The sequence below is a fragment of the Polaribacter sp. P097 genome (genome assembly GCF_036864555.1).
In the GTDB taxonomy this organism is placed as follows: domain Bacteria; phylum Bacteroidota; class Bacteroidia; order Flavobacteriales; family Flavobacteriaceae; genus Polaribacter.
In genome coordinates this window covers 190071-214902 of sequence record NZ_JAZETJ010000002.1, presented here as the reverse complement: position 1 = coordinate 214902, position 24832 = coordinate 190071, and the positions used below count along the sequence as shown (strand labels likewise).

20 protein-coding genes are annotated in these 24832 nt (G+C 30.3%); 14 read left to right on the top strand and 6 right to left on the bottom strand.

Annotated elements, in window-relative coordinates:
- The first annotated feature begins 12 nt into the window (after positions 1-12).
- From V7R38_RS08220 to V7R38_RS08185, 8 genes are all read left to right on the top strand, one after another.
- Positions 13-942 (top strand): peptidylprolyl isomerase, encoded by a 930-nt coding sequence (locus V7R38_RS08220; RefSeq protein WP_334057461.1) that lies wholly within the window; start codon positions 13-15, stop codon positions 940-942.
- A gap of 127 nt (positions 943-1069) precedes the next feature.
- On the top strand, positions 1070-2746 hold the full coding sequence (locus tag V7R38_RS08215; RefSeq protein WP_334057459.1) for a response regulator: 1677 nt from the start codon (positions 1070-1072) through the stop codon (positions 2744-2746).
- Positions 2739-4442 (top strand): ATP-binding response regulator, encoded by a 1704-nt coding sequence (locus tag V7R38_RS08210; protein WP_334057457.1) that lies wholly within the window; start codon positions 2739-2741, stop codon positions 4440-4442. Before V7R38_RS08215 ends, V7R38_RS08210 begins: the two co-directional genes overlap by 8 nt.
- A gap of 139 nt (positions 4443-4581) precedes the next feature.
- Complete coding sequence (locus tag V7R38_RS08205; RefSeq protein ID WP_334057455.1) at positions 4582-6270, top strand: response regulator; 1689 nt, start codon at positions 4582-4584, stop codon at positions 6268-6270.
- On the top strand, positions 6263-7948 hold the full coding sequence (locus V7R38_RS08200; protein ID WP_334057453.1) for a response regulator: 1686 nt from the start codon (positions 6263-6265) through the stop codon (positions 7946-7948). The genes V7R38_RS08205 and V7R38_RS08200 overlap by 8 nt, the downstream gene beginning before the upstream one ends.
- A gap of 74 nt (positions 7949-8022) precedes the next feature.
- On the top strand, positions 8023-9168 hold the full coding sequence (egtB, locus tag V7R38_RS08195) for an ergothioneine biosynthesis protein EgtB (protein ID WP_334057452.1): 1146 nt from the start codon (positions 8023-8025) through the stop codon (positions 9166-9168).
- The gene (locus V7R38_RS08190; RefSeq protein WP_334057450.1) at positions 9169-10116 is read left to right on the top strand and encodes an L-histidine N(alpha)-methyltransferase; all 948 of its coding nucleotides are present in this window, start codon (positions 9169-9171) and stop codon (positions 10114-10116) included.
- Between the two features lies 1 nt (position 10117).
- Positions 10118-10798, top strand: a complete 681-nt coding sequence (locus V7R38_RS08185) for an aspartate/glutamate racemase family protein (protein WP_334057448.1) — start codon at positions 10118-10120, stop codon at positions 10796-10798.
- 88 nt (positions 10799-10886) lie between these two features.
- Here V7R38_RS08185 and leuB read toward each other — a convergent pair whose 3' ends face one another.
- The 4 genes from leuB to leuC form a co-directional block, all read right to left on the bottom strand.
- The gene (gene leuB, locus V7R38_RS08180; protein WP_334057446.1) at positions 10887-11942 is read right to left on the bottom strand and encodes a 3-isopropylmalate dehydrogenase; all 1056 of its coding nucleotides are present in this window, start codon (positions 11940-11942) and stop codon (positions 10887-10889) included.
- 28 nt (positions 11943-11970) lie between these two features.
- Entirely contained in the window at positions 11971-13494 is a 1524-nt protein-coding gene (locus V7R38_RS08175; protein ID WP_334057444.1) for an alpha-isopropylmalate synthase regulatory domain-containing protein, read from the bottom strand.
- A 20-nt stretch (positions 13495-13514) separates the two neighbouring features.
- The gene (gene leuD, locus V7R38_RS08170; protein ID WP_334057442.1) at positions 13515-14114 is read right to left on the bottom strand and encodes a 3-isopropylmalate dehydratase small subunit; all 600 of its coding nucleotides are present in this window, start codon (positions 14112-14114) and stop codon (positions 13515-13517) included.
- An 89-nt stretch (positions 14115-14203) separates the two neighbouring features.
- Entirely contained in the window at positions 14204-15604 is a 1401-nt protein-coding gene (gene leuC / locus V7R38_RS08165; protein ID WP_334057440.1) for a 3-isopropylmalate dehydratase large subunit, read from the bottom strand.
- Positions 15605-15881: 277 nt separating this feature from the next.
- Here leuC and V7R38_RS08160 point away from each other — a divergent pair, with 277 nt between their 5' ends.
- Genes V7R38_RS08160 through V7R38_RS08145 form a run of 4 tightly spaced genes read left to right on the top strand, consistent with a single transcriptional unit; the run spans position 15882 to position 17951 of the window.
- Entirely contained in the window at positions 15882-16562 is a 681-nt protein-coding gene (locus V7R38_RS08160) for a tetratricopeptide repeat protein (RefSeq protein WP_334057438.1), read from the top strand.
- Positions 16563-17099: a YfiT family bacillithiol transferase gene (locus V7R38_RS08155; protein ID WP_334057436.1), complete on the top strand. Its 537-nt coding sequence runs from the start codon at positions 16563-16565 to the stop codon at positions 17097-17099.
- 44 nt (positions 17100-17143) lie between these two features.
- Positions 17144-17611: an Mpo1 family 2-hydroxy fatty acid dioxygenase gene (locus V7R38_RS08150; RefSeq protein WP_334057434.1), complete on the top strand. Its 468-nt coding sequence runs from the start codon at positions 17144-17146 to the stop codon at positions 17609-17611.
- A 1-nt stretch (position 17612) separates the two neighbouring features.
- Positions 17613-17951 carry a tRNA-binding protein gene (locus V7R38_RS08145; RefSeq protein ID WP_334057433.1) on the top strand — a complete coding sequence of 113 codons (339 nt, stop codon included), beginning with the start codon at positions 17613-17615 and terminating at the stop codon, positions 17949-17951.
- Here V7R38_RS08145 and V7R38_RS08140 read toward each other — a convergent pair.
- On the bottom strand, positions 17948-18106 hold the full coding sequence (locus V7R38_RS08140) for a YqaE/Pmp3 family membrane protein (protein ID WP_015480514.1): 159 nt from the start codon (positions 18104-18106) through the stop codon (positions 17948-17950). The genes V7R38_RS08145 and V7R38_RS08140 overlap by 4 nt on opposite strands.
- A 152-nt stretch (positions 18107-18258) precedes the next feature.
- Positions 18259-20748 carry a M14 family zinc carboxypeptidase gene (locus tag V7R38_RS08135; protein ID WP_334057430.1) on the bottom strand — a complete coding sequence of 830 codons (2490 nt, stop codon included), beginning with the start codon at positions 20746-20748 and terminating at the stop codon, positions 18259-18261.
- A 171-nt stretch (positions 20749-20919) separates the two neighbouring features.
- On the opposite strand from V7R38_RS08135, the gene V7R38_RS08130 reads away from it, so the two are divergent.
- Complete coding sequence (locus V7R38_RS08130; RefSeq protein WP_334057428.1) at positions 20920-21963, top strand: family 16 glycosylhydrolase; 1044 nt, start codon at positions 20920-20922, stop codon at positions 21961-21963.
- A gap of 88 nt (positions 21964-22051) precedes the next feature.
- Positions 22052-24745, top strand: a complete 2694-nt coding sequence (locus V7R38_RS08125; protein ID WP_334057426.1) for a chondroitinase-B domain-containing protein — start codon at positions 22052-22054, stop codon at positions 24743-24745.
- Positions 24746-24832: the final 87 nt, after the last annotated feature.

The following is a 24832-nucleotide window of genomic DNA, read 5'->3' as shown; positions in this document are numbered from 1 at the left end:
AAACAAGTAACAATGAATAACGGAATTTACGCAAAGTTTAAAACACCTAAAGGTGAAATATTAGTACAATTAGAGCACGAAAAAGCACCTGGAACTGTAGGTAACTTTGTTGCCTTAACAGAAGGTAATATGGAGAATGCTGCAAAACCACAAGGAACTCCATATTACGATGGTTTAAAATTTCATAGAGTAATTCCAGATTTTATGATACAAGGTGGTTGTCCTCAAGGAACAGGTACAGGTAATCCTGGCTATAAATTTGATGATGAATTTCACCCAGATTTAAAACACGATGCTCCGGGTAAATTAGCTATGGCAAATTCAGGGCCAGCAACTAATGGTAGCCAATTTTATATAACACACGTACCTACTCCATGGTTAGATGGTAAACATACTGTATTTGGTTCTGTTGTTGAAGGGCAAGATATTGTTGATGCTGTTGCACAAGGAGATGAAATGACTGTAGAAATTGTTAGAGTTGGTGAAGAAGCAACAAACTTTAATGCAATAGAAGCTTTTAGAACTTTTGAAGGTGCAAGAGAAAAAAGAGAGGCAGAAGAAAAAGCAAAACAAAAAGAATTGTTAGATTCTGTAGCTGCTGGTTATGATGAAACTGCAAGTGGTTTACGTTATAAAATATTACAAAATGGAAATGGTAAACAAGCTACAAAAGGTGCTGGTGTTTCTGTACATTATAAAGGTCAATTACTAGATGGTACTGTATTCGATTCTTCTTACAAAAGAAAACAGCCAATTGACTTTAATGTAGGAGTTGGGCAAGTAATTTCTGGTTGGGATGAAGGAATTCAATTATTAAAAGTGGGTGATAAAGCTCGTTTTGTAATACCTTCTAACTTAGCTTATGGTGCTCAAGGTGCAGGTGGTGTAATACCTCCAAACGCAACTTTAATATTCGATGTAGAATTGATGGATGTGAAATAAGAACATCTAAACCTATATTTAAAAACTCCTTAAATCAATGATTTAAGGAGTTTTTTTTGTTAATGTCACCAAGAAATACTTATATTGTGATAACTTTTAATTAAGAACATGATACCTCCCCCAGATTATGTCGAATAAACTTTCAGTTTCTTTTCGAAAAGCAACAGCAAGAACGGCTGTACTTTTCTCGTTGATTTTTCTTAACGGATTTATATTTTGTTATATCACAGGAATTACAACCTACAGAAATTACTTGCTGTTATTTAGTGCTGCTTCATTTTCAGTAGTATTTCTAACCAAACTTAAAAACACATTAATTCCGAGGTTAGTTTTACTAGTTACCCTTTACTTAGGTGTCTTTTTCTATTCTTTGGTTTATGGTGCTAGTGGTTGCGTAGAAATATTTCTTTTAGTAATTGTGGGTATGGTTTTCGGAATGTTTTCTTATGAAAAAGAAAAATGGTACATCTACTTCTTTGCTGCAATAACTTTGGGTATTTGGCTCACTCTATACTTAATCAATTTTACCATTCCTGGAGTAGCGCAATTAACTGCAGCAGAAAGAAATGTTATTTACCTAGATGTAATGATTTGTTTGTTGTTATCTGTAGTGATACAACTGTACAACTATCATCGTTTAAATTACGAGTTTTATCAAAATATTAAAGAAATTCAAGTTCAAGCATCACAAGATGCTGAAGAAAAAACGAATTTTTTAAATACCATGAGCCATGAAATTAGAACTCCTTTAAATGCAATTAATGGCTTATCTTATATTCTTAAAACAGAAAATCCAGAAGAGCATCAAATCGATTATATTAATTCTATAGAATATTCAGGTAAAAGTCTTATGAATATGCTAAATAATTATTTGGAGTTTAGCAAATATCAAGGTGATATGATTGAGTTAGAAATAGCATCATGCACCATTCAAGATGTCATAAAAGATATTGTAATTCATCACGAAGTAGAATGTGAGAACAAAGGAATACTTTTTGAGCTCAATTTAGATGATAACATTCCTGATGTTCATATAGATGTGAATAAGCTAAATAGAGTTATAGACAACCTACTTTCTAATGCTATTAAATTCACAAAAACTGGGTTAATTTGTTTAACTGTAAAAGAAAAAAAATCGAACCCAACCACTTCTGAAATAGAGTTTATTGTAAAAGATACAGGAGCTGGAATATCAAATACTAAACAGCAATTAATTTTAGATAAGAATGATTACATCTATTCCTTATTTAAAAATGATAATAAAATCGGTTTAGGATTACCTATTGTAAAGCACATTTTAGAACTTATGAATAGTAAATTATTCATAAAAAGTAAACTAGGTTTAGGTAGCCTTTTTCAATTTACACTTGAACTAGAAAAAGCTTCTTTAGCAACAAATAAAAATGAATCATTAAAAGAAGAAAACAAGCTAAAAATTGCTGGTAAAAAATTATTAATTGTAGATGATAATAAGTTAAACATCATGGTTACTCAAAAGTTTCTAGAGCAAGAAGAACTTTTAATAGAATCTGCAAATGATGGTCTTGAAGCAGTAGATAAAATGAAGGCTAATGATTTTGATATGGTATTGATGGATATTCATATGCCAAATTTAAATGGTTATAAGGCAACAGAAGAAATTAGAAAATTCAACACAAATACTCCAATTTTTGCAATGTCTGGCTCAGTGCTAGATGACATCAAAGAAGAATTAGAGTTTTATGGCTTAAATGGTTTAATTATTAAACCTTTTAAACCAAACAATCTTATTGAACTCTTAAAAAACAATATTGGCTATGAATAATATTTTAGGAGCTAAAATATCTACAAGAAGATTCGATTTACTAAAAGCGTACTTATACATAGGTACAGCTATTGCAAGTTCATTCTGGCTAGTTAGCTTTTATATAGACAGTTATTACCTGCGTTTCTTATTCACCATCTGTGTTGCACTTTGTTTTGCGTCTTTGTACTTCTTGTATCGTAAACCAAGAATTGCAAGATTAATTTTTGTAATCGATTATTTTATTACAGTAATTGTATGTACACCCTTAATTGGTAAAGAGGGTATGTTTGATATTTTCTACGGATTTTACTTTCTACTGATTACACTACTCTATTCATTTAGAAAGGAGAAAGTTCATATTATCACCTTTTTCTCTTTAACAACTGTAGCATGGATTTTTCTAATTTCTTGGAATTATTTTGGAATAAACATTGCAGAAATTGATACCGAAAACGCCTCTACATACTTCTACCCTATTACGTTTTTGGGTAACTTCATTTTTTTATCATCTACCTTAATATCATTCGCGCAAAAAAATGAGAGATATACCAGAATTGTAAACGAGAAAAAGAATGAAGCTCTAAAAATATTAAAACTTAAGAATATCTTTCTAAATGCCATTAACGAAGAAATAAGAGAACCTTTAAATTCAATAATTGGGTTGACACATGTTTTGAAAGATAACAATCCTAGAAAAGATCAAGAAGAATATTTAAAATCTTTAAACTCATCAGGAATTAGTTTGTTAGAACTATTTACAAACGTGATTAACATAAATACACTCGAATCTAAAAAGGTGAGTATTAAAAATAGGGAAACCAATTTAAACACCTTAATTGAAAATGTTATTCAGATTCATAAAACAGCTTGCTCACAAAAAAATGTAAATCTTATTGCAAAAATCGATGTTAACTTTCCCATTATTTTAATAGATCATGTCAGGTATCAGCAAATATTAAATAATTTGGTTTCTAATGCTGTAAAGTTTACAAACGAAGGTGAAATTATTTTAGAAATAAAGATTCTTAGAAAAAACAAAAATAAAATTGTCTTTAGTACAAATGTTATTGATACTGGAATAGGAATTTCTAAAGATAAAATAGACGTGATTTGGCAAAACTTTACACAAGCGTCAAATTCAACTGCTAGATTGTATGGTGGTTCTGGTTTAGGCTTACCTATTGTTAAAAATATTGTAAGAAGCATGGGTAGTGATATTCAGTTAAAAAGTGAACCTAACAAAGGATCTCATTTCTATTTTGAACTTACTGCTAACATTGCGAAAACAAGTAAACTAAGAATAAGAAACATAGCAAAAGTTAAAAAAGAAGAAATAACAGTTATACAAGAATTAGCCAACAAGAAAATATTGGTTACAGATGATAACAAAATTAACATTCTTGTTCTTAAAAAGATTTTAGAAAAAGAAAATGCAATTATAGATGAAGCGTGTAATGGTTTAGAAGCTGTAGAAGCAACCAAATCCAAAAAGTACGATCTAATTATTATGGACCTAAATATGCCTGTAATGAGTGGAGAAAAAGCAATTGCAAATATTCGAAAATTAGACAAAGACATACCAATAATTATTATAACAGCATCTAATAGTTATGATTTAGAAGATTTTAAAAATCAAAATATTAGCTATACCATTCGTAAACCATTTGTACCTAAAGAACTTTTACAAAACATTAAAAAAGCCTTATCAAATTAAAATAAATATAATTTGCATCATCTACAGTATAAACTAACAAACAGAAAAAATAATAGTACTATTTGATTTTTTTTGTTAAATTTAAGCAACCCAACCTTCTAAATGTAAGCTTTAAGATTATGTTTAGTAAATTCAATTAATGCCAACCACAAGAAAGAAAATACAATCCAAACGACTTATTCGTAATACTTACAAATTAAGCTTCTTTGCCTCTATTTTTGGAGTGCTTGGTTTCTTTTTTGGGCTGTATTTAGATTTAGAATACTTAGCTTATTACCATCTAATAAGTGCTTTTGCGTATGCAACCTCAGCAATATTGGCAAAAAAACAATTTCTAACTGCCTCTAGAATTGTATTTTTTATATTCATAAATGTAGGTATAGCCATTACCTCATCTTATATAGGCAAACCTGGTAGTGTAGAATACTTATTCATGAATGCTATTGCATTGCCTTTTATGATGTTTTCTTTCAGAAACGAAAGACATTTTGTTTACATTTTCTCGATATTTTCTGCGGTTTTATGGGCCATACTTAATGCTACAAATTTTAATCTTTTTAATTCAGAACATTTAGATCCAGCAATCGCTGCAAGTTTTATCTACCCTGTTTCTTGCATAACATTGGTAGGTTTTGTTTTTATACAAATGCTTTATTTCTCTCAAATCAATATTAAACATTATGCAAAAATTTACTCTAAGAGAAAATATGCTTTAGAAGCTTCTGAAGCAAAATCTAAATTTCTTAGCACTATGAGTCATGAAATTAGAACTCCTTTAAATGCGGTTATTGGTTTATCTCATATTTTAAATGAAAGTGACCCTAGAGAAGATCAAAAAGAGAATATTGAGGCTTTAAATTATTCTGGTAAACTATTACTAAATCTACTAAACAACGTTTTAGATTTTAGTAAAATGCAATCAACAGAAATTCAATTAGACCATATTCCTACCAAAATTGATAATGCTGTAAAACAACTTAAAAAGATTCATGAACCTTCTTGCCAAAGAAAAAACATAAAATTAGACCTTAAAATTGACGATAATTTACCTGTAGTAATTATAGATGTGGTAAGATTTAATCAAGTTTTGAACAACTTGGTTTCTAATGCTATAAAATTTACGGATAAAGGAAAAGTAACCTTAATCATCAAGAAAAAGAAAATTATTGATGATCAAGTTTTGTTGCATGTAGAAGTGAGAGATACAGGTATTGGTATACCTAAAACAAAACACGAGAGTATTTGGGAAGCATTTACCCAAGCTTCTAGTTCTACTACTAGAATTTACGGAGGAACAGGTTTAGGATTACCAATTGTAAAGAGCATTTTAAATGCAATGGATTCTAGGGTTAAAATTTTTAGTAAAGTAGGTAAAGGAAGTAGATTTATTTTTGACTTAAAACTAGATATCACAAAAGAAACTGATTTAGATGCTACTGCTAATAAAAAGGAATTTGATTTTAAAGGTAAAAAAGTACTACTTGTAGATGACAATTTGATAAATGTAATGGTTGGTAAACAGATTTTAGAAAAATCGAAACTGACTGTTGCTGTTGCTAATGATGGGCAACAAGCTGTAAATAAAATGAAAGAAGAAGATTTTGATATTGTGCTTATGGATATTCAAATGCCAATATTAAATGGTTATGAAGCTACAGAAGAAATTAGAAAATTCAATAGCTCTACTCCTATTTTAGCTTTATCTGCAGCTGTTTTTATGGAAATAAAAGATAAAGTAGAAGCTTGTGGTATGAATGGTTATGTGTTTAAACCATTTAATCCAGAAGATTTATTATCAGAAATTGAAAAGTTTACAAAAGATGTATAATTATAAAGGCCATAAAACTTCTGCAAGAAGAGTAAATATGATATATACCATGTGTAATGTTGGTATGATATCATCTTTGGCTTTTGCTGCCTTTTGCTATTATATACAAGGTCTAGGTATTTCTTTATTTTTAATTTTCTTAGCTGCAGTTTATTTATTTGCAGCAAGCATTACAAAAATAAAACCAGCACTTGCAAGGTTAATATTTATAATATCCTTTAACATAAGTGTTGCTGTTATAGCATCCTATTTTGGTAGAGGTGCAAGTTTCGAACTTATTTTAATGTATGCCATTGGTCTCTCCTTCATAATTTTTAGCTATAGAAGAGAAAAAGAAATGGTTATCGCTTTTTCTATTTTACCTGTAACATTATGGATTATATTATATTTTACAGATTTTGAATTATTAAAAAACAGTTCTGTAAATCCTGACATTATAGATACTGTTATTTACCCCATTTCTATTTTAACAACGCTCATTTTAGTGTCTTTTCAATTAGGCTACTATATTTATTTAGTGTCAGGATTTAGTCAATTAGTACATAGTAAAAAACAAGCAGCCATAGATGCATCAAATGCCAAAACAAATTTTCTTAGTACTGTTAGTCATGAAATTAGAACTCCGTTAAATGCAGTTATTGGATTATCGCATATTTTGGGAGAAAACAATCCAAGAGAAGACCAAAAACAAAATATAGAAGCCCTAAATTATTCAGGAAAAATACTATTAAATCTATTAAACAATGTTTTAGATTTAAGTAAAATGCAATCCTCTAATATCAACTTAGATCATGTACCTACAGATTTAACATCGGCTTTAAAGCAGATAAAAAAAATACACGAAACGAATTGTATACAGAAAAAGATTACCATGAATCTTTTTATAGATGATGAAATTCCTGTGATTTGGTTAGACATTGTAAGGTACAATCAAGTAATTAATAATTTGGTAACCAATGCAATTAAATTCACCAATAAAGGCTCTGTAACTGTAAGAATTACAAAAGAACATATTGATGATAATCAGGTTAAAATAATAACAGAAGTTATAGATACAGGTATTGGTATACCAAAAGATAAACATGACACTATTTGGGAGGCATTTACACAAGCATCTGCAAGTACAAATCGTTTATATGGAGGGACAGGCTTAGGTTTACCCATTGTAAAAAATATTGTAGAAGCTATGGGTTCTAAAATTCACATTGATAGTGAAGTTGGTAAAGGAAGTAGATTTCATTTTGAAATAAAGACGAATATTGCTACGAATAATGATCTTAAAGAAAGTAATAAAGTAAACACTTATAATTTTAACCAAAATAAAATTCTTTTAGTTGAAGATAACCAGATAAATATTATGGTCTGTAAGCAGATTTTAGAAAAAGAAAACTTGGTTGTAGAAACTGCTTTAAACGGATTAGAAGCTGTAAAAATGGTAAAAAAGAATAAGTACGATTTGGTGCTTATGGATATTCAAATGCCAATCATGGATGGTTATACTGCTTCTACAGAAATAAGAAAATTTAATAAAACAATACCAATAATAGCCTTATCTGCCTCTGTATTTATGCAAGTTAAAGACAGAATTAATAAAAGTGGAATGAATGGTTTTATCTTTAAACCTTTTGATCCTGACGATTTATTAAGTCAAATTGAACACCAAATTAATCAATCTTAAGTTTCTCTTTTGCGTTATTTATTTTTCTAATAAAGTACACCAAAATTCTTTTATTATAATTATTTTTGAGTCAGATGATAAATATAATTGAGAATTATAAACGTGTTCGCAATCATACAGAATACCTCTGTAGCTTTTTAGAAATAGAAGATTTTACACCACAATCTGCAGCATTTGCAAGCCCTCCAAAATGGCATATAGCACACACTACCTGGTTTTTTGAGCAAATGATTTTACTAGAGTATGATGAAGATTATACTGTTTTTAATAAAGACTTCTCTTACCTTTTCAATAGCTATTACAACACAATAGGTAAAAGAATTGCAAGACATGAAAGAGGCTTGCTTACAAGACCTTCTGTAAAAGAAGTACTCAATTACAGAGAGTACGTAGATGAAAAAATGTTGACTTTACTTACTAATAAAAATAAAGAAGTAAATACACTAACTACTCTTGGCTTACATCATGAACAACAACATCAAGAATTATTTTTATCAGATTTAAAATATACATTTTCTAGAAATCCACTAAATCCTGTTTATCGCAAAGAAAACTATGTAAGCAGTTTAAACTCTGAAGAAGGTTGGTTAGCTGTAGAATCAGGCATATATGAAATAGGACATCAAAATAGTGACTTTTGTTTTGATAATGAATTAGGTAAACATCGTGTTTTTTTAGAGCCCTTTAAAATTTCTAAAGCTTTGGTAACCAACAAAGAATATTTAGAATTTATTGAAGATGGTGGTTATGAAAAGGCCAAATATTGGTTAGATGATGGTTGGCATTGGTTACAAGAAAATACAATTACACATCCTTTATATTGGGAAAAATTGAACGATGAATGGTATCAATATTCATTATCTGGCTTAATAAAATTAGAAGATAATGATATTGCCTGTCATATTTCTTATTATGAAGCTGCTGCATTTGCATTCTGGAAAGGCATGCGTTTACCAACCGAATTTGAGTGGGAAATAGCAGCTAAAAATTTGAATTGGGGTCAAAGATGGGAATGGACAAATTCTGCCTATTTACCCTATCCTAATTTTAAAATAAGCGATGGTGCAGTTGGTGAATACAATGGAAAATTTATGATTAACACTATGGTTTTAAGAGGTGCATCTACTGCCACATCCAAAAGTCATAGCAGAATTACATACAGAAACTTTTTTGCCCCAAATACTCAGTGGCAATTTACAGGAATAAGATTGGCTATATAAATGAAAGAGACTTTTAAAAATGATGTAAATGAAGGCTTAAGCAAGACATCTAAAACATTGCCTTCAAAATATTTTTATGATGCCATTGGCGATAAGATTTTCATAAAAATCATGCACATGCCAGAATATTATTTAACCAGAGCAGAACATGAAATTTTTAAAACTAAAACAGCAGCTATTATAAACGCTTTAAACATTAGTAAGGATTCAAAGTTCGATATTATAGAATTAGGTGCAGGTGATGGTACAAAAACCAAATTACTTTTAGAAGATCTTGTTTCAAAAGAATATCAATTTAAATACTTACCTATTGATATATCTAAAGATGCATTAAATCATTTAAAATGCAGCCTATCTAAAGAAATTAGCTCTTTAGAAGTAGAAACAAAACAAGGTGACTATTTTCATGTATTAGACGATTTAAAATCGCATAAAAACAAAAAGATTATTCTATTTCTTGGCTCTAACATTGGAAACATGTCTGATGATGAAGCAAAACAATTCTTAGAAAAATTAGGAAAATCTATCCATAAAGATGATGTGATACTTTTAGGAGCTGATTTAATTAAAAGTGAGGATATTGTACTTCCTGCTTATAGTGATGATGCAGGAGTTACCAAAAGCTTTAACCTAAATTTATTAACCAGAATAAACTCAGAATTAGAAGCCAATTTTAATATCAATAAATTTGAACATTTAGCCACTTATACTGAAGATGAAGGTATAGCTAGAAGTTTTTTAGTGAGTAAAGAAAAGCAAGAAGTAGAGATTAAAAGTTTACAAAAAAGCTTTTTATTTGAAGCGAATGAAAAAATACATACTGAAGATTCTAGAAAATACAATAATCAAATTTTAGAAAATTTATTAAAAAACACCTCTTTACAAATTTCTAATAAACTTACGGATAGTAATAATTATTTTGCTGACTATATTTTAACGAAGAAATAAAATGAACAGTGTAATTGGCATATTGGGTTTGGGTGTTCGTTCAACTAACTTTTATATTCAACAGCTGCACACCAAAATGCATAAGCATTTTGGAGATTACCATACTTTTCCTTTTTTAAACTATCAAATAGACTTTAATCGTTTAAATCCATATTTACCTAATAATTTTGAAAAATTAGAACCTGAATTAACTAAAATTTTAGAGGAAATAAATCCACTGAAAATTCAGAGATGGTTAATACCAAATATTACGTTACACGAAACTTTAGATAGGGTAAATCATCATTTATCACTATTTCATCCAGTAGATTTAGCTATAGAAAATTGTATAAAGAATAACATTAAATCTGTTGTTATTCTTGGTACCTATTATTCAATGGAGTCTAACTATTTAGCCTCTAATTTTAATAAAAATAATATTTCAATTATAAAAATTTCTAAGGATGATAAAGCTTTTGTAGATCAATTAAGAATTAAAATTTACAATGCTCAAGAAACCAAAACTGATATTAAAAATTACAATACACTAATTCAAAAATATACTCAGAACTCACATGCAATCATTGCTTGTACTGAATTATCTTTACTTTCAGATAGCATAAATAATAACAAAATTTTAGATTTAGCCCAATTGCAAATTAGTGAAGCGTTTCAATTTTATTTAGAAGTGAATAGAATGTAAATCACTTTCGATTATATCTAAAAAACAAACTTAACACATAAAAAAAGCGCTCATAATGAGCGCTTTTTTTATCTATATTATAATTATTCTATACGTTTTCAGCTAACCAATCACCAACTTCAGAAGTACCATATGATTTTCCGTTTTCTGATAAATCTTCAGTAACAATTCCTTTTTCTAAAGCACTATTAACAGCATCTCTAATAGCTTTACCTTCTTCTTGTAAACCAAAATTTTCAAACATCATTGCTGCTGATAAAACTGTAGCCATAGGGTTTGCAATATTCAATCCTGTTGCTTGCGGGTAAGAACCGTGAATGGGCTCGAATAAACCTATATCTGAACCTAAAGAAGCACTAGGCATTAAACCCATAGAACCAGAAATTACAGAAGCCTCATCCGTTAAAATATCACCAAATAAATTCTCTGTAATTAATACATCATAACTATTAGGCCATTGAACTAATCTCATAGCTACTGCATCTACAAATTCATAAGAAACCTCAACTTCTGGATAATCTTTCTCCATAGCTTGTACAGTTTCTCTCCATAAACGAGATGTTTCTAAAACGTTAGCTTTGTCTACACAACATAATTTTTTATCACGAGTCATGGCTAATTCAAAACCTTTTTTAGCTAGCCTTTGCACCTCTGCTCTAGTATATACACAATTATCAAAAGCAGTTTCACCTTCTTCTCTTCTACCCTTTTCACCAAAATAAATACCACCTGTTAATTCTCTTAAAAACACCAAGTCTGTACCTTCAATTCGTTCTCTTTTTAAAGGAGATTTATCTAGTAAAGAAGGAAAAGTAAATGTTGGTCTTACATTTGCAAATAAACCTAATTTTTTACGCATTTTTAATAACCCTTGCTCAGGACGAACTTTTGCAGAAGGATCATTATCAAAACGTGGATGCCCAATTGCACCAAACAAAACAGCATCAGAAGCCATACAAATTTCATGAGTTTCATCTGGATAAGGCTCTCCTACAGCATCTATTGCTGCTGCACCAGTTAAAGCTGGTTTCCAATTAATTTCATGCTTAAATTTCTTTGCAATTGCATCAGAAACTTTTACTGCTTGATCTATAACTTCAGGTCCTATTCCATCTCCTGCTAATAAGGCTATATTTAATTTCATTGTTTTGTATCTTTTGGCTTGATTTCTTCTAAATAATATTTAACATTTTCTCTGTAGCTTTAATTGCAGATACTGTTTGATCTGAATCTAAACCATGAGTAACAAATTCTTTTTTATCCCTGCTCCAAGTAATAATTGTTTCACACAAAGCATCAGAATTACTTCCTGGTGGAATTCTCACTGCATAATCAATCAACTTTGGTAAGTCTTTTTTACTGTGAGTTTTATATAATTTTTTCAGAGCATTCATAAAGGCATCAAATTGTCCATCTCCTTGTGCATGTGCCTCATACAATACTCCTTCTACTCTCAATTGTAAAGTTGTAGACGGTTTTAAACCTCTTGCATGGCCTAAAACATAATTCTCTACAACCACTCTTTTCTCTATAGTGTTAGAATCTAAAACATCAGATATGATATAAGGTAGATCTTCTTGAGAAACGATTTCCTTTTTATCACCTAACTCTATAATTCTTTGGGTAACCTTCTTTAATTCATCGTCATTTAAGCTTAAACCTAAATCTTGTAAATTTTTCTGAATATTAGCTTTACCAGATGTTTTACCTAAGGCATATTTACGTTTTCTACCAAAACGCTCTGGCATTAAATCGTTAAAATAAAGGTTGTTTTTATTATCACCATCTGCATGAATACCAGCTGTTTGCGTAAACACATTTGCACCAACAATTGGTTTGTTTACTGGGATTCTAAATCCTGAAAAAGTTTCTACTAACTTACTAACCTTATTTAGGGCTTTCTCGTTTACATTTACAAAAACCTCATTAGATAAGAAATCATTAATCACTGCAATTGCACTAGCAATAGGTGCATTTCCTGCACGTTCACCCATACCATTTACAGTTAAATGTAAACCATGAGCTCCTGCATTTATTGCACTCATAACATTGGCAACACCTAAATCATAATCATTATGACCATGAAAATCTATATGTAAAGTTGGATATTTTTGTTGTACTTCTGAAATAAATTCAAAGGTTTCATCAGGAGTTAAAACGCCTAATGTGTCAGGCAATAGCAGTCTTTCTATGTGTTGCGTTTTTATAAAATCTAAATACTCAAAAACATAAGCTTTAGAATTACGCATTCCATTAGACCAATCTTCTAGATAAACATTTGTTTTAATATTGTTTTTAGCTGCTAATTCTATAGTAGCTTGTATATCTGCAAAATGTTGTTCAGGTGTTTTTTTAAGTTGATGTGTTAAGTGATTTAATGAACCCTTAGTCAATAAATTTTGAACTTTAGCCCCTGATTCTAACATCCATTTAATAGATTTTCCACCATCAACAAACGTTAAAACTTCAATTTTATTTAAAACATTTTCTGAAGCAGCCCAAGTTGTAATTTTTTGTACAGCTTCTAACTCACCTTTAGAAACACGTGCAGAAGCCACTTCTATTCTATCTACTTTTAATTCTTCAAGTAAAAGTTTTGCAATAGTTAGCTTTTCTGAAACTGAAAAAGATACTCCAGAGGTTTGCTCTCCATCTCTAAGAGTAGTATCCATTATTTCAATATTTCTTGTAGCCATCAATATATTTTAAGAATAAATTAAAATGGTCTTGTTGCTGCAAAAGCAGAGATTTCATCTTCGATATTTTTTAAATAATCGATATCATCAAATCCATTTAACATGTTATCTTTCTTATATGTGTTAATCTCAAAAGGCTCAGATTCGCCTGTTGCAACTAACGTTACTGTTTGATTTGGCAAGTCAACTTTAATTTCTGTTTTTGGGTCAGCCATTATAGCATCAAACAACTTATCAGCAAAAACACCTGTAACTTGTACTGGTAAAACACCAACATTTAAACAGTTGTTTCTAAATATATCTGCAAAGAATGATGATATTACACATCGTAAACCAAAATCGTAAACAGACCAAGCTGCGTGTTCTCTTGAAGATCCTGAACCAAAGTTTTTTCCTCCAACTAAAATCTTAGATCCTGCATAAATTTCTTTGTTTAAAGGAAAATCTGCTTTTGGTGATCCATCTTGGTTGTATCTCCAATCTCTAAAGAAATTATCTCCAAATCCAACTCTCTCTGTCGCTTTTAGAAAACGAGCAGGAATAATTTGATCTGTATCTACATTCTCAATTGGTAAAGGGTATGCTGTGCTTGTTAAAACGTTAAATTTATCGTAAGCCATTTGTTTTATACTTTGTGCCTTTGGCTAAATGCTTTAGGCATTAATTTTATACTTTATGCTAATGGCTTGTTGCCAAAAGCGAATAGCAATTATGCTGTTAATAATGTTCTTGGATCTGTTACTTTTCCTTGCACTGCAGAGGCTGCTGCTACAAGTGGAGAAGCTAATAATGTTCTAGAACCTGGACCTTGTCTACCTTCAAAGTTTCTATTTGAAGTTGATACTGATAATTTTCCTGAAGGTATTTTATCATCATTCATAGCCAAACACGCAGAACAACCTGGTTCTCTTAACACAAAACCAGCGTCTTCTATAATTTTATCTAAACCTTCTTCTTTAATTTGATCTACAACTTTATGTGAACCTGGAACTAACCAAGCAGTAACATTATCTGCTTTTTTTCTACCTTCAACAATAGAACAAAAAGCTCTAAAATCTTCTATTCTACCATTTGTACAAGAGCCTAAGAATACAAAATTTATTTCTTTACCTAACATTGCATCTCCTTCGTCGAAGTTCATATAGGCTAAAGATTTTTTATACGATTTTGCTCCACTATCTGCATCATCTGAATTAGGAATCGACTTTGTAACACCTATACCCATTCCTGGATTTGTACCATATGTAATCATAGGTTCAATGTCTGAAGCATCAAAAGTTATTTCTGCATCAAATTCTGCATTATCTTCTGTATATAAGGTTTGCCAATAATTCATAGCTTTATCCCAAGCTTCACCTTTAGGCGCTAATGCTCTTCCTTTTATGTAATGAAATGTCTTTTCATCTGGAGCAATCATACCTCCTCTTGCACCCATTTCAATAGAAAGGTTACAAACTGTCATTCTACCTTCCATAGACATTTCTTTAAATACATCTCCTGCATATTCTACAAAATAACCTGTAGCACCTGAAGTAGATAATTTTGAAATGATATATAATGCAACGTCTTTTGGAGTTACTCCAACACCTAATTTGCCATTTACATTTATTCGTAAACTTTTTGGTTTAGGTTGCATAATACATTGAGTAGACAATACCATTTCTACTTCACTTGTACCAATACCAAAAGCAATAGCTCCGAAAGCACCATGAGTAGATGTATGAGAATCTCCACAAACAATGGTTGCACCTGGTAATGTAATTCCGTTTTCTGGACCTACAACATGCACAATTCCGTTGTTTTTATCTCCTAAACCCCAGTGAGAAATACCGTATTTTTTAGCATTCTCTTCTAAAGCATTTAATTGATTTGCAGATAAAGGATCTTCAACTGGTAAATGTTGATTTATAGTTGGTGTATTGTGATCTGCTGTTGCAAATGTTTTTTCTGGATATACAACACTGTTTCCTCTACTTTCTAATCCTAAAAAAGCAACAGGACTCGTTACTTCGTGAATAAAATGACGATCTATGAATAAGACATCTGGACCATCTTTTACATTACGAACAACATGAGCGTCCCAAACTTTATCGAATAATGTATTTGCCATTTTTAATTATTTTCAATCAATTACCAAAAATAGATTTAAAATGTTTTTAAAATTGATTTTACCTTTTGCAAGTACTATATTCATCAAACTTTGCCAAATACATTATTCTGATTATCAATTATTTAAATCATTTTAAAATACGATGTCTATCTTTTTTAAACTTCTTCAATAAATTTTTATACTTTAGTTCAACTGATTAAAACATGTATTGGGGTTGGCTCTTTGTAACAATTTATGCAAATCAATCGTCTTATAACAAATCAACCAAAAAAGTACCATGAAAAAATTTATCTATCTATTGCCCTTAGCAATTTTATTTGCAAGTTGTACATCACAAAAAAATTCAGAAGAATTTATCAATAAAACTTCAGGAAGGTATTTGTTTAATGCCAATGAAGTATTAGAAATTTATTTTGAAGATGATGTTATGCATGCAAAATGGAGAGGAAATGATGATATTAAATTGTTAAAAGTAAATGATAGCGCTTTTTACATGCAAGAATTGAATGAAAAAATGCTTTTTGTAGCTAAACCAGAAATGCATATTGAACTTGCTGAGAAGGTGGAACATGATGGAGTTAAATACTATTTTCAAAAGATGGAAGAAGGAGCAAAAACGGCTAATGAATATTTTAAAGCAGAAGAATATCAAAAGGCAAAGGAGGCTTACTTGAAAATTCAGAAAAAAGATTCTTTAAATTTCCTTATTGAAGAATATAAAATTAATAGATTAGGTTATCAATTTATAAGAAAAGATGAAAATGATAAAGCCCTAGAACTATTTAAAATTAATGTTGCTCTATATCCTAAAAGTTCTAATGTGTACAATAGTTTAGGAGAAGCTTATTTTTTAAAAAAGGATACTGTAAATGCGATTGCAAACTTTAAAAAATCTTTAGAAATTAACTCAGAAAACAAAAACTCTAAAAAGTTTTTAGAGAGGTTAACACAAAAATAAATGGAAATAGATTCTTTAAAATATCCTATTGGTTTAGTTCAAATTCCTGAAAATATTACTTCTAAAAATATCGAAATTTGGATTTCTGACATTGAACGTTTTCCTCAAGAATTAGAATTTTTGGTAAAAGATTTATCAGACAAGCAATTAGATACTTCTTATAGAGAAAAAGGCTGGACAGTAAGACAGGTAATTCATCATTGTTATGATAGTCACCATAATTCTTACACCCGCTTTAAATGGGCTTTAACTGAAGACAACCCAACCATAAAAGCGTATTTCGAAGACAGATGGGCTGAGTTGGAAGATTCGAAATCTGCGCCAATATCACTTTCTATAGATGCATTAAAATCACTCCACTCTAAATGGGTTTATTTTTTAAGAGGTTTAACCGAAAAAGATTTATTAAAAACGTTTGTGCATCCTTCAGGAAATAGTGTAAAAACTTTAAAAGAAAATATAGGTATTTACGCTTGGCACTGTCAACATCATTATGCACATATAGAGCAATTAATAAAAAGAAAAGGCTGGCAATAATTTAATTTTAAAAAATAGTACCTTTATTTTTTAATTTTACTGATATGAAATCTGCACAAGCTTACTTTGATGAATATGCTGTAAGTCATCAAAATGAAACCAACCAAACCATACATTACATTTGTGTGCCTTTAATATTTTTTAGTGTTATTGGGCTATTAATGAGTATTCCAACAGGTTTTTTAGAAAGTAATTTAGGGCTCTACAATCCGTTAATAGAAAACTGGGCAGTTGTTATTACTGTGTTTATTTCAATCTTTTATTTAAGATTAGGCTTTTGGTATTTTGCAGAAATGCTATTTGTAATTTTGCTATGTATAATTGGTAATTTCTGGATTAGTAATATTGCAAATCTTTTCTATGTATCTCTAACTATTTTTGTGCTTGCTTGGATTGGTCAATTTTACGGTCATAAAATAGAAGGTGCAAAACCATCTTTCTTAAAAGATTTAGAATTCTTGCTAATTGGCCCACTTTGGGTAATTCAAAAACTAGGTAAAAAGAATAAATAATATGAAAGATGAAATTACTTTTGAAGATTTTTTACAGGTTGATATTAGAGTTGGAACCATTATAGAGGTTAATGATTTTCCTAAAGCTAGAAAACCAGCTTATCAATTAAAAATTGATTTTGGTTCTTTAGGAATTAAAAAATCTAGTGCTCAAATCACAGATTTATATACCAAAGAAGAGCTGCTTCACAAACAAGTTTCAGCTATAATCAATTTTAAATCCAGACAAATAGCAAATTTTAAAAGTGAAGTTTTGGTTTTGGGTGTTTATAATACTGATGGTAAGGTTGTGTTACTACAACCTAGCAAAACCATTAAAAATGGTGAACAAGTTTCTTAATTCTTAGGATTGTTTAAAATTACCAAAGCACCTATTATTCCTGGAATCCATCCACAAAGTGTTAGTAAAAATATGATAAAAAAAGATCCACAACCTTTATCAATCACTGATAATGGAGGGAAAATAATAGCAAATAAAACTCTAAAAAAACTCATTTATATTTAGTTGGTTATACAAATAAGACGATGTACATATCTATTTGTTACAACATTTTACTAGAGTTATCTTTAAACAAAAAATCGCGAAGCCTATATTTAAGCTTCGCGATTTTTCAATATTAATTAAAAGTAATTAACGATATAAAATATTACATTTTATCACCAAAGAAAATAGTGTTCATTAATAGTTTGTTAGTACCAAACCAAAACGCCCTAAAATTGGTATTGTCTGTAAAAACAATAACTCTACCTCTACCAAATCTACTTACTTTAAAAGGAACTGTATTCGGAACTACTTTTGCATTTTCTTTAGAAATATAGCCACTTAACAATGGCTCTGAAGTATATTGAATAGGATTGTTATAACTATCCTTATCTGCTTCCATAAACATGGTTGAGTTTCTAAATAAAGCCAATTTATCATCTTTGTAGCCAAAGTTAATAGGATGAGATCTATCTAATTTTGCTTCAAAAATAGCACCTCCAATTACCTGTGCTCCAGATTTTAACGATCTGTTTTCGAAAGAAACATCTTTTATAGAATCTCTTTTGGCCCTCTTAAAGTTAATGTTGATCATTTTATTACTAGCCAACCATCTTGCAGAGTTTTTATACCCAACTAATACTCCACCATTTCTAACCCAAGTTTGTAATTTAGTTATTGCAGATTTCTCTAGGCCACTACTTGGAATAACAATGTGGGTGTATTTCGCAATATTAACTCTATTAAAATTTCTAGTATCTAAACGTGTAATTGGCATATCAAAACGTTGGTCGAATAAATGCCAAATTTCTCCAGAATCGTTACCAGCAACTCCATCACCAACTATCATAGCTACTTTTGGTTTTGTAATAGCTCTAAAATTATTACTTCCTAAGTCTATACCATCATTTAAACCAGTATTCACTGCATTAATATTAATATGACTTTCTTTTGCAACTTCACCCAAAAACGTAAACATTTCTAAAGCATCTAATTTTTGATTTTGAACAGGTATAAAGATGGTTCCATATTCGTAAGAAATACCTCCATTTTTAAAGTTTTTCATTGAAACTTTTGCTCTTAAACCTTTTTGTAAAATGGCATGTAAAGCTTTAGGAGCGTAAAACTCGTTCCAAGGCATTAAGTAACCATAATCACTTTTAAACGAAACTGAACCTGGTTTTAGTACAAGGTTGGTAATTTCGTTACCTGCTTTTGATAATGAAATATTTTCTGCATAATCAACGTCAAAAGCATGGTTAAAAGTCCAAGCAGAAACATCATAAAATAGGCTGTCTTTAAAAGTAGTTCTAACATCAAACATCGCTTTCACTAACCTATGATTTTTTTGATTCATAGGTACTACATAACTGTATCCTTTCTTAAAATTCTTTCCATTTTGAGTGAAGTCACTTTTTATTTCATGAATTTTAACTTGATGTCTTTTTAAAACTTCTGCCAAATGAAAAGTTTTGGCTGCATCTTTTTCATCACCAAAAACAATAGCATTTTTAGACCCTGTATTTCTACTTTCTTTATAAAAATCCTGTTGGTATTTTAAAATCTTTAAACGCATTTTATTTGCTGCTTCTAATGTAGAAAAAGCAGCTGTAGCTTGATTTCTAATTGTAAATGGGAAAGTTAAAATTCCGTTTGTAGTTTCTTGAGCATGACCTCTAGAACTTGCTTGCTCAAAAAGAATACCTATACTACCATTAATGTCTGGAAAAGTTGAACCTTTACCATAATAAAAGTCATCAAAACTCTCTTCTGAATAATACATAGAACCAATTTTATCTAAAGCCTTTGCATGATATGTAGCAATTTCTTTAGTTAAATCTTGATTCATTTGTGGTGTTAATGGATTTGTTCTACTAGGAATTCCTGGTTGAAAAAAGAAACTAGAATTGCTCCCCATTTCATGATGATCTGTTAAGATGTTTGGTAACCATTTATGAAAAGTGGCAATTCTTGCCTTACTTTCTGGCAATTGAACTGGCAACCAATCTCTATTCATATCAAATTGATAGTGATTAGTTCTACCTCTTGGCCAAATCTCAGAATATTCTCTATCATTAGGATCTGGATTAATATTTTTACTTCTATTGGTATTTGCCCAATAAGCGAAACGTTGCAAACCATCAGGATTAAATGAAGGATCGAATAAAATTACTGTATTTTTTAGCAAATCTTGAGTTTCTGCAGTTTTAGAGGCTGCCAGATAATAAGCAACAGCCAATGCAGCATTCGATCCACTTGGTTCATTACCATGTATTGAAAATCCTTGGTACACAACTATTGGGTTATCTACACTTAATGAAGCATCATTTGTAGCATCTATATGCTCTTTTCTAATTTGTTCCAAATTTTTATGATTCTCAGCAGATGTAATCGTCAACAATAACAAAGGTCTACCTTCATAAGTTTTACCTCTATTTTCAATAGAAATTAGGTCTGAAGACGCTGCCAAGGCTTTCATATATTCCACAAGTTTATCATGTGTAATATGCCACTCACCTACTTCATGACCTATAATATCTTTAGGTTTAGGAATACTAGAATCATAATTCTCTGAAGGCAAATAATAAGATAAATCTACCTGTTGTGCAGAGCTGTATATTGTAAATAAAAGAAAGAAAACAAAAAGTTTTTTCATTGCTAGATTAAAATTTAGTTATCTAACAAATATATGAATTCGTAAATTTAATTTCATCAGGTTAAATTATTGTTTTTAAGAAACAGAAACTTTAACATTTAACAAACTACCCAGAATATAAATTAAAAATTATACGTATTTTGCTGACTGTCAATATCTAAAAATAACTTTATGAAAAGGTTATTACTTTTAACCATCTGTTGCTATTTGCATTTTATAGGCTTAGCACAGATAAATTATGTGGAAAATTTTAATGAAAGAGGGTTACCCACTAATATTCCTGCAGATTCATATTGGAAATTTTATAATGATATAAATCCAAGTCAGACTGAATGGAGTAAATTTATTCCTGGTGATGGTAAAGCCTATATTACTGTTGATGCAGATGTTTCTAATGACACAGATGCCTCTTACCCTTATCAAACTTTAGTGTTTGGAGGAGTGGCTGAAAATCACAGATTAGAAGTTAGAATGAAAGGAGCACCTGTAGATGGTGGCTTGGTCGCATTTATTTTTACCTACCATCAGGTGGGTTCTACCTTTAATGAGGTAGATATAGAATTAGTTGCAAATGATAAAAATAGTGCACCACATGAAACCTTGCCTCCAAATGGATGGACAGACGCAAGATTTAATACTTGGAGAGACGCAGATGAAAACACAGCATTACCTCATACAGGTTCAGCAAAAGCGATAATTGATGCAAATGGCGATAATATTTCTTTGGTAGATGATAAATTTCATAATTACACCATAGATTGGAGAGCAGATGAAGTAGATTTCTTTATAGACGATGTTTTGCAAGAATCTTTTAATACAAATATTGCAAAAGGTTGGGCAGAAGTAATCATTGGTTACAGACATTTGCCTTGGGCTGGTGATTTCAAGTGGTCTGGAAGTCATACCATGATTATAGATTATTTTAAAATTGAACCATTAGGTGCTAAATCTATCTTAAACTTAAACAATTTTGAAATGGGTACTAACGAAATTCAAATATTTCCAAATCCTGCAAATGATATTTTAAACTTAAAATATTCACATAACTTAGAAATTTTGAAGATGGAAATAATTAATCCTATTTCATCTAAGGTTACTACAATTAAAAGCCTGCAAAATCAGATTGACATAAGTACACTTGCAAAAGGAGTTTACTTTTTAAAAACCACTTTAAAAAACAACAAACATCTCATTCATAAAGTTTTAAAACTTTAAAATAACTAGAATTTCATTGAATATTTTTTTCATATATTTGGTTAACCACTTTGGTTTACCAAAAAAAAATCAACTAAAAAAGAAAAAAATGACATCCCCAATTCAAAATTCTAGAAGTTTTCCTTTTATTTCGAAACAGTTTTTAAGTGTAATTATCGTTTTAATATCACTTCAAAATTTTGCGCAAACAACTTATAATATTGATGATCCAGAAAAATTAAGAGATGTTATTTATGAACCTGGAGATGTAATAATATTAAAAAACGGAACCTATACCACAGATGAAAGAATTCAGTTCTTAGGTTCTGGTACAGAAGAAAACCCTGTTACTTTTAGAGCAGAAACTCCTGGAGGTGTAGTTTTTACTGGAGGCCCCAGATTAACTATTGGTGGTGAATCTGAAAATGGAGTTAAAATTGCTACTGGTGAATATTTGGTAGTAGATGGTTTTCATTGGAAAGGTGGTTATGGAGCTAGTAATTTTATAGAATTTAGAAATGGTCAAGATTTTGCACATCATAGTACTATCCAAAACTGTGTAATTGATGGTTTAGGCATAGAACCTAATGAACTAGCAGAAGATTTAGCCAATGAGCAGATTACCAAACATAGATGGATTGTTTTATATGGAACATATAACACAGTTATAAATTGTTCATTTATGAATAAAGTTAGTTCTGGTGCAATTATTCTAGGAGAATATTCATACAATGCTTTTCCTGAAGTTACAGATGGAGAACCTGAGGTAAATAATAGCTGTGAGGAAGTTGGTCATACAATTACTAAAAACTACTTCTATAATTTTCAAAAAATGGAAGATTTATATGGTAGAAAAGCAAATGGAGATCAACTTTCCAATGCTGGTGATAGTGAAACCATTCGAATTGGAACAAGCTCTTATCAAATGGTAAATAGTAATGTAACCATTAGCAACAATTATTTTGTGCAATCTGATGGAGAAAATGAAATCATTACCAATAAAAGCAAAGGAAATATAATTACCAACAACACTTTTAGAAGATGCAGAGGCTCTTTGGTTTTAAGACATGGTTCTTATGCCACTGTAGATGGTAATATTTTTTTAGGTGAGAATGTAGATGGAACTGGAGGTATACGAATAACAGATAGCAATCACACAATTACTAACAATTATATTCAAGATTGTATTACAGTGCAAGATCAGGCAAAATGGAATAATGGAATTACCTTTATTGGTGGTAGTGCAAATGCAGACGTTTCTTGTACTTCAGATAATGTTTCTAATGGATATCAGAAATCAGAAAATATAAATGTGTCTAACAACACTCTCGTAAATACAAATGCTCCGCTTTTTTATAATACTGATAAAGGAAGCACAGATCCTACAGGAACAGTGAACAACAATCTTATCTATTTTGATGCAGGTAATCCAAACTTATCAGATATAATTTCTGGAGATACTAACACTTCATATGCAGATTTAGGAACTACTTTATCTTATTCTGGTAATGTTTTTACAGGCACAAATTTAGGAGTTACAAATACTGGGTTTTCTGAAGAAAATGGAATTATTGCAACTACAAATGGAGAAATGTTTACTTTTTCAGGATCATCTTCAACAAATAAAGGTGCAAGTTTAGGCACATACATAGCTACTACAGATGCTATGGTTGGCTATGGAATTGGAGCATGTTTCACCAACAATTTAGGTGAAAGTATTACTGATGGAGATTGCACCATAGAAATATCCGAAAACTTAACCATTAGTAGTTTAGAAACATTTGCTGCTTCTGCTTCAAGCAAGGATGTAAATGTAACTGCAAATGTCAGTTGGACAGCAGTATCAAATAACGATTGGATCACAATATCTACCACCTCTGGTACAGGAAGTGCAACAGTAACAGTTAATGTAACTGAAAACTCAGAAACAACCTCAAGAAGTGGTTCTGTAACATTTTCTCAAGTTGCTGGTGGAGATGATATTGTAAGAACTTTAAGCGTAAATCAAGAGGGTGCAAATTTAACAGATTTGTACACCTTAATTAATACAGGTACAAATGGAGCTCCTGTAACCATACATTCGTATTCGAAACAGCAAGACACTGGTGGTAAAACCAATTTTGCTACAAATGCTTTAGACAAAAATTTCTCTACACAATGGACAGCAGATGATGGAGATATTCTTTCTGGAGACTATAAAGGAGATGGAGAATATGTAATTTTTGATTTAAGTGATGAATATCAATTAGATTTAATTCAAATCGCGACAGATGATAAATCAGACCCTTATGGCTTGCAAATTTGGGTGTCTACTTCAGGTGTAGATTCAAGTGATTTTACAAAATTACTACCAACATCAAATGATTTATTAATCACAACTACAACAGGCACTAGAACAGATTTTGATACTTATCAAGTTTCAGAGAATGCACGTTATGTAAAATTAATAGGTTTTGGAAGATTTAATACAGACGGAAATTCACGTAAAAGCGTTTGGACAAACATTACAGAAGTTGAATTTTATGGAGAATCTACGAGTTTATCTGCAGATTCTTTTCAGGAAAATTCAATTTCAATGTATCCAAATCCTGCTAAAACATTGGTAACTATTAATGCTAAAGTAGACATTAAAACTATTCGAGTTTTTAGTTTAGATGGTAAAGAAATTTTAAGTAAAAATGTAAAGGATACTAAAAATGAAATTATACTGAATACCAGTAAAATTTCAAACGGAATTTATCTTGTTCGTTTTTCAAACGAGAATGGTTTAAATGAATCTAGATTGATAAACATTGCTCATTAATTACTAGCAAAACCGTTTTATTTTTCAACTTAATTCATTTTTAGGTAGTAGAATTGCATCATTTTATCAAATTAATAAAAATGGTGA

Coding starts and splice junctions, on each gene's coding strand:
- leuB (WP_334057446.1), bottom strand. CDS start 11,942: ATGAAATTAAATATAGCCTTATTAGCAGGAGATGGAATAGGACCTGAA.
- V7R38_RS08215 (WP_334057459.1), top strand. CDS start 1,070: ATGTCGAATAAACTTTCAGTTTCTTTTCGAAAAGCAACAGCAAGAACG.
- leuD (WP_334057442.1), bottom strand. CDS start 14,114: ATGGCTTACGATAAATTTAACGTTTTAACAAGCACAGCATACCCTTTA.
- V7R38_RS08125 (WP_334057426.1), top strand. CDS start 22,052: ATGACATCCCCAATTCAAAATTCTAGAAGTTTTCCTTTTATTTCGAAA.
- V7R38_RS08155 (WP_334057436.1), top strand. CDS start 16,563: ATGGAAATAGATTCTTTAAAATATCCTATTGGTTTAGTTCAAATTCCT.
- V7R38_RS08145 (WP_334057433.1), top strand. CDS start 17,613: ATGAAAGATGAAATTACTTTTGAAGATTTTTTACAGGTTGATATTAGA.
- V7R38_RS08190 (WP_334057450.1), top strand. CDS start 9,169: ATGAAAGAGACTTTTAAAAATGATGTAAATGAAGGCTTAAGCAAGACA.
- V7R38_RS08150 (WP_334057434.1), top strand. CDS start 17,144: ATGAAATCTGCACAAGCTTACTTTGATGAATATGCTGTAAGTCATCAA.
- V7R38_RS08185 (WP_334057448.1), top strand. CDS start 10,118: ATGAACAGTGTAATTGGCATATTGGGTTTGGGTGTTCGTTCAACTAAC.
- V7R38_RS08140 (WP_015480514.1), bottom strand. CDS start 18,106: ATGAGTTTTTTTAGAGTTTTATTTGCTATTATTTTCCCTCCATTATCA.
- V7R38_RS08160 (WP_334057438.1), top strand. CDS start 15,882: ATGAAAAAATTTATCTATCTATTGCCCTTAGCAATTTTATTTGCAAGT.
- V7R38_RS08205 (WP_334057455.1), top strand. CDS start 4,582: ATGCCAACCACAAGAAAGAAAATACAATCCAAACGACTTATTCGTAAT.
- V7R38_RS08130 (WP_334057428.1), top strand. CDS start 20,920: ATGAAAAGGTTATTACTTTTAACCATCTGTTGCTATTTGCATTTTATA.
- V7R38_RS08220 (WP_334057461.1), top strand. CDS start 13: ATGAATAACGGAATTTACGCAAAGTTTAAAACACCTAAAGGTGAAATA.
- egtB (WP_334057452.1), top strand. CDS start 8,023: ATGATAAATATAATTGAGAATTATAAACGTGTTCGCAATCATACAGAA.
- V7R38_RS08200 (WP_334057453.1), top strand. CDS start 6,263: ATGTATAATTATAAAGGCCATAAAACTTCTGCAAGAAGAGTAAATATG.
- V7R38_RS08175 (WP_334057444.1), bottom strand. CDS start 13,494: ATGGCTACAAGAAATATTGAAATAATGGATACTACTCTTAGAGATGGA.
- V7R38_RS08210 (WP_334057457.1), top strand. CDS start 2,739: ATGAATAATATTTTAGGAGCTAAAATATCTACAAGAAGATTCGATTTA.
- V7R38_RS08135 (WP_334057430.1), bottom strand. CDS start 20,748: ATGAAAAAACTTTTTGTTTTCTTTCTTTTATTTACAATATACAGCTCT.
- leuC (WP_334057440.1), bottom strand. CDS start 15,604: ATGGCAAATACATTATTCGATAAAGTTTGGGACGCTCATGTTGTTCGT.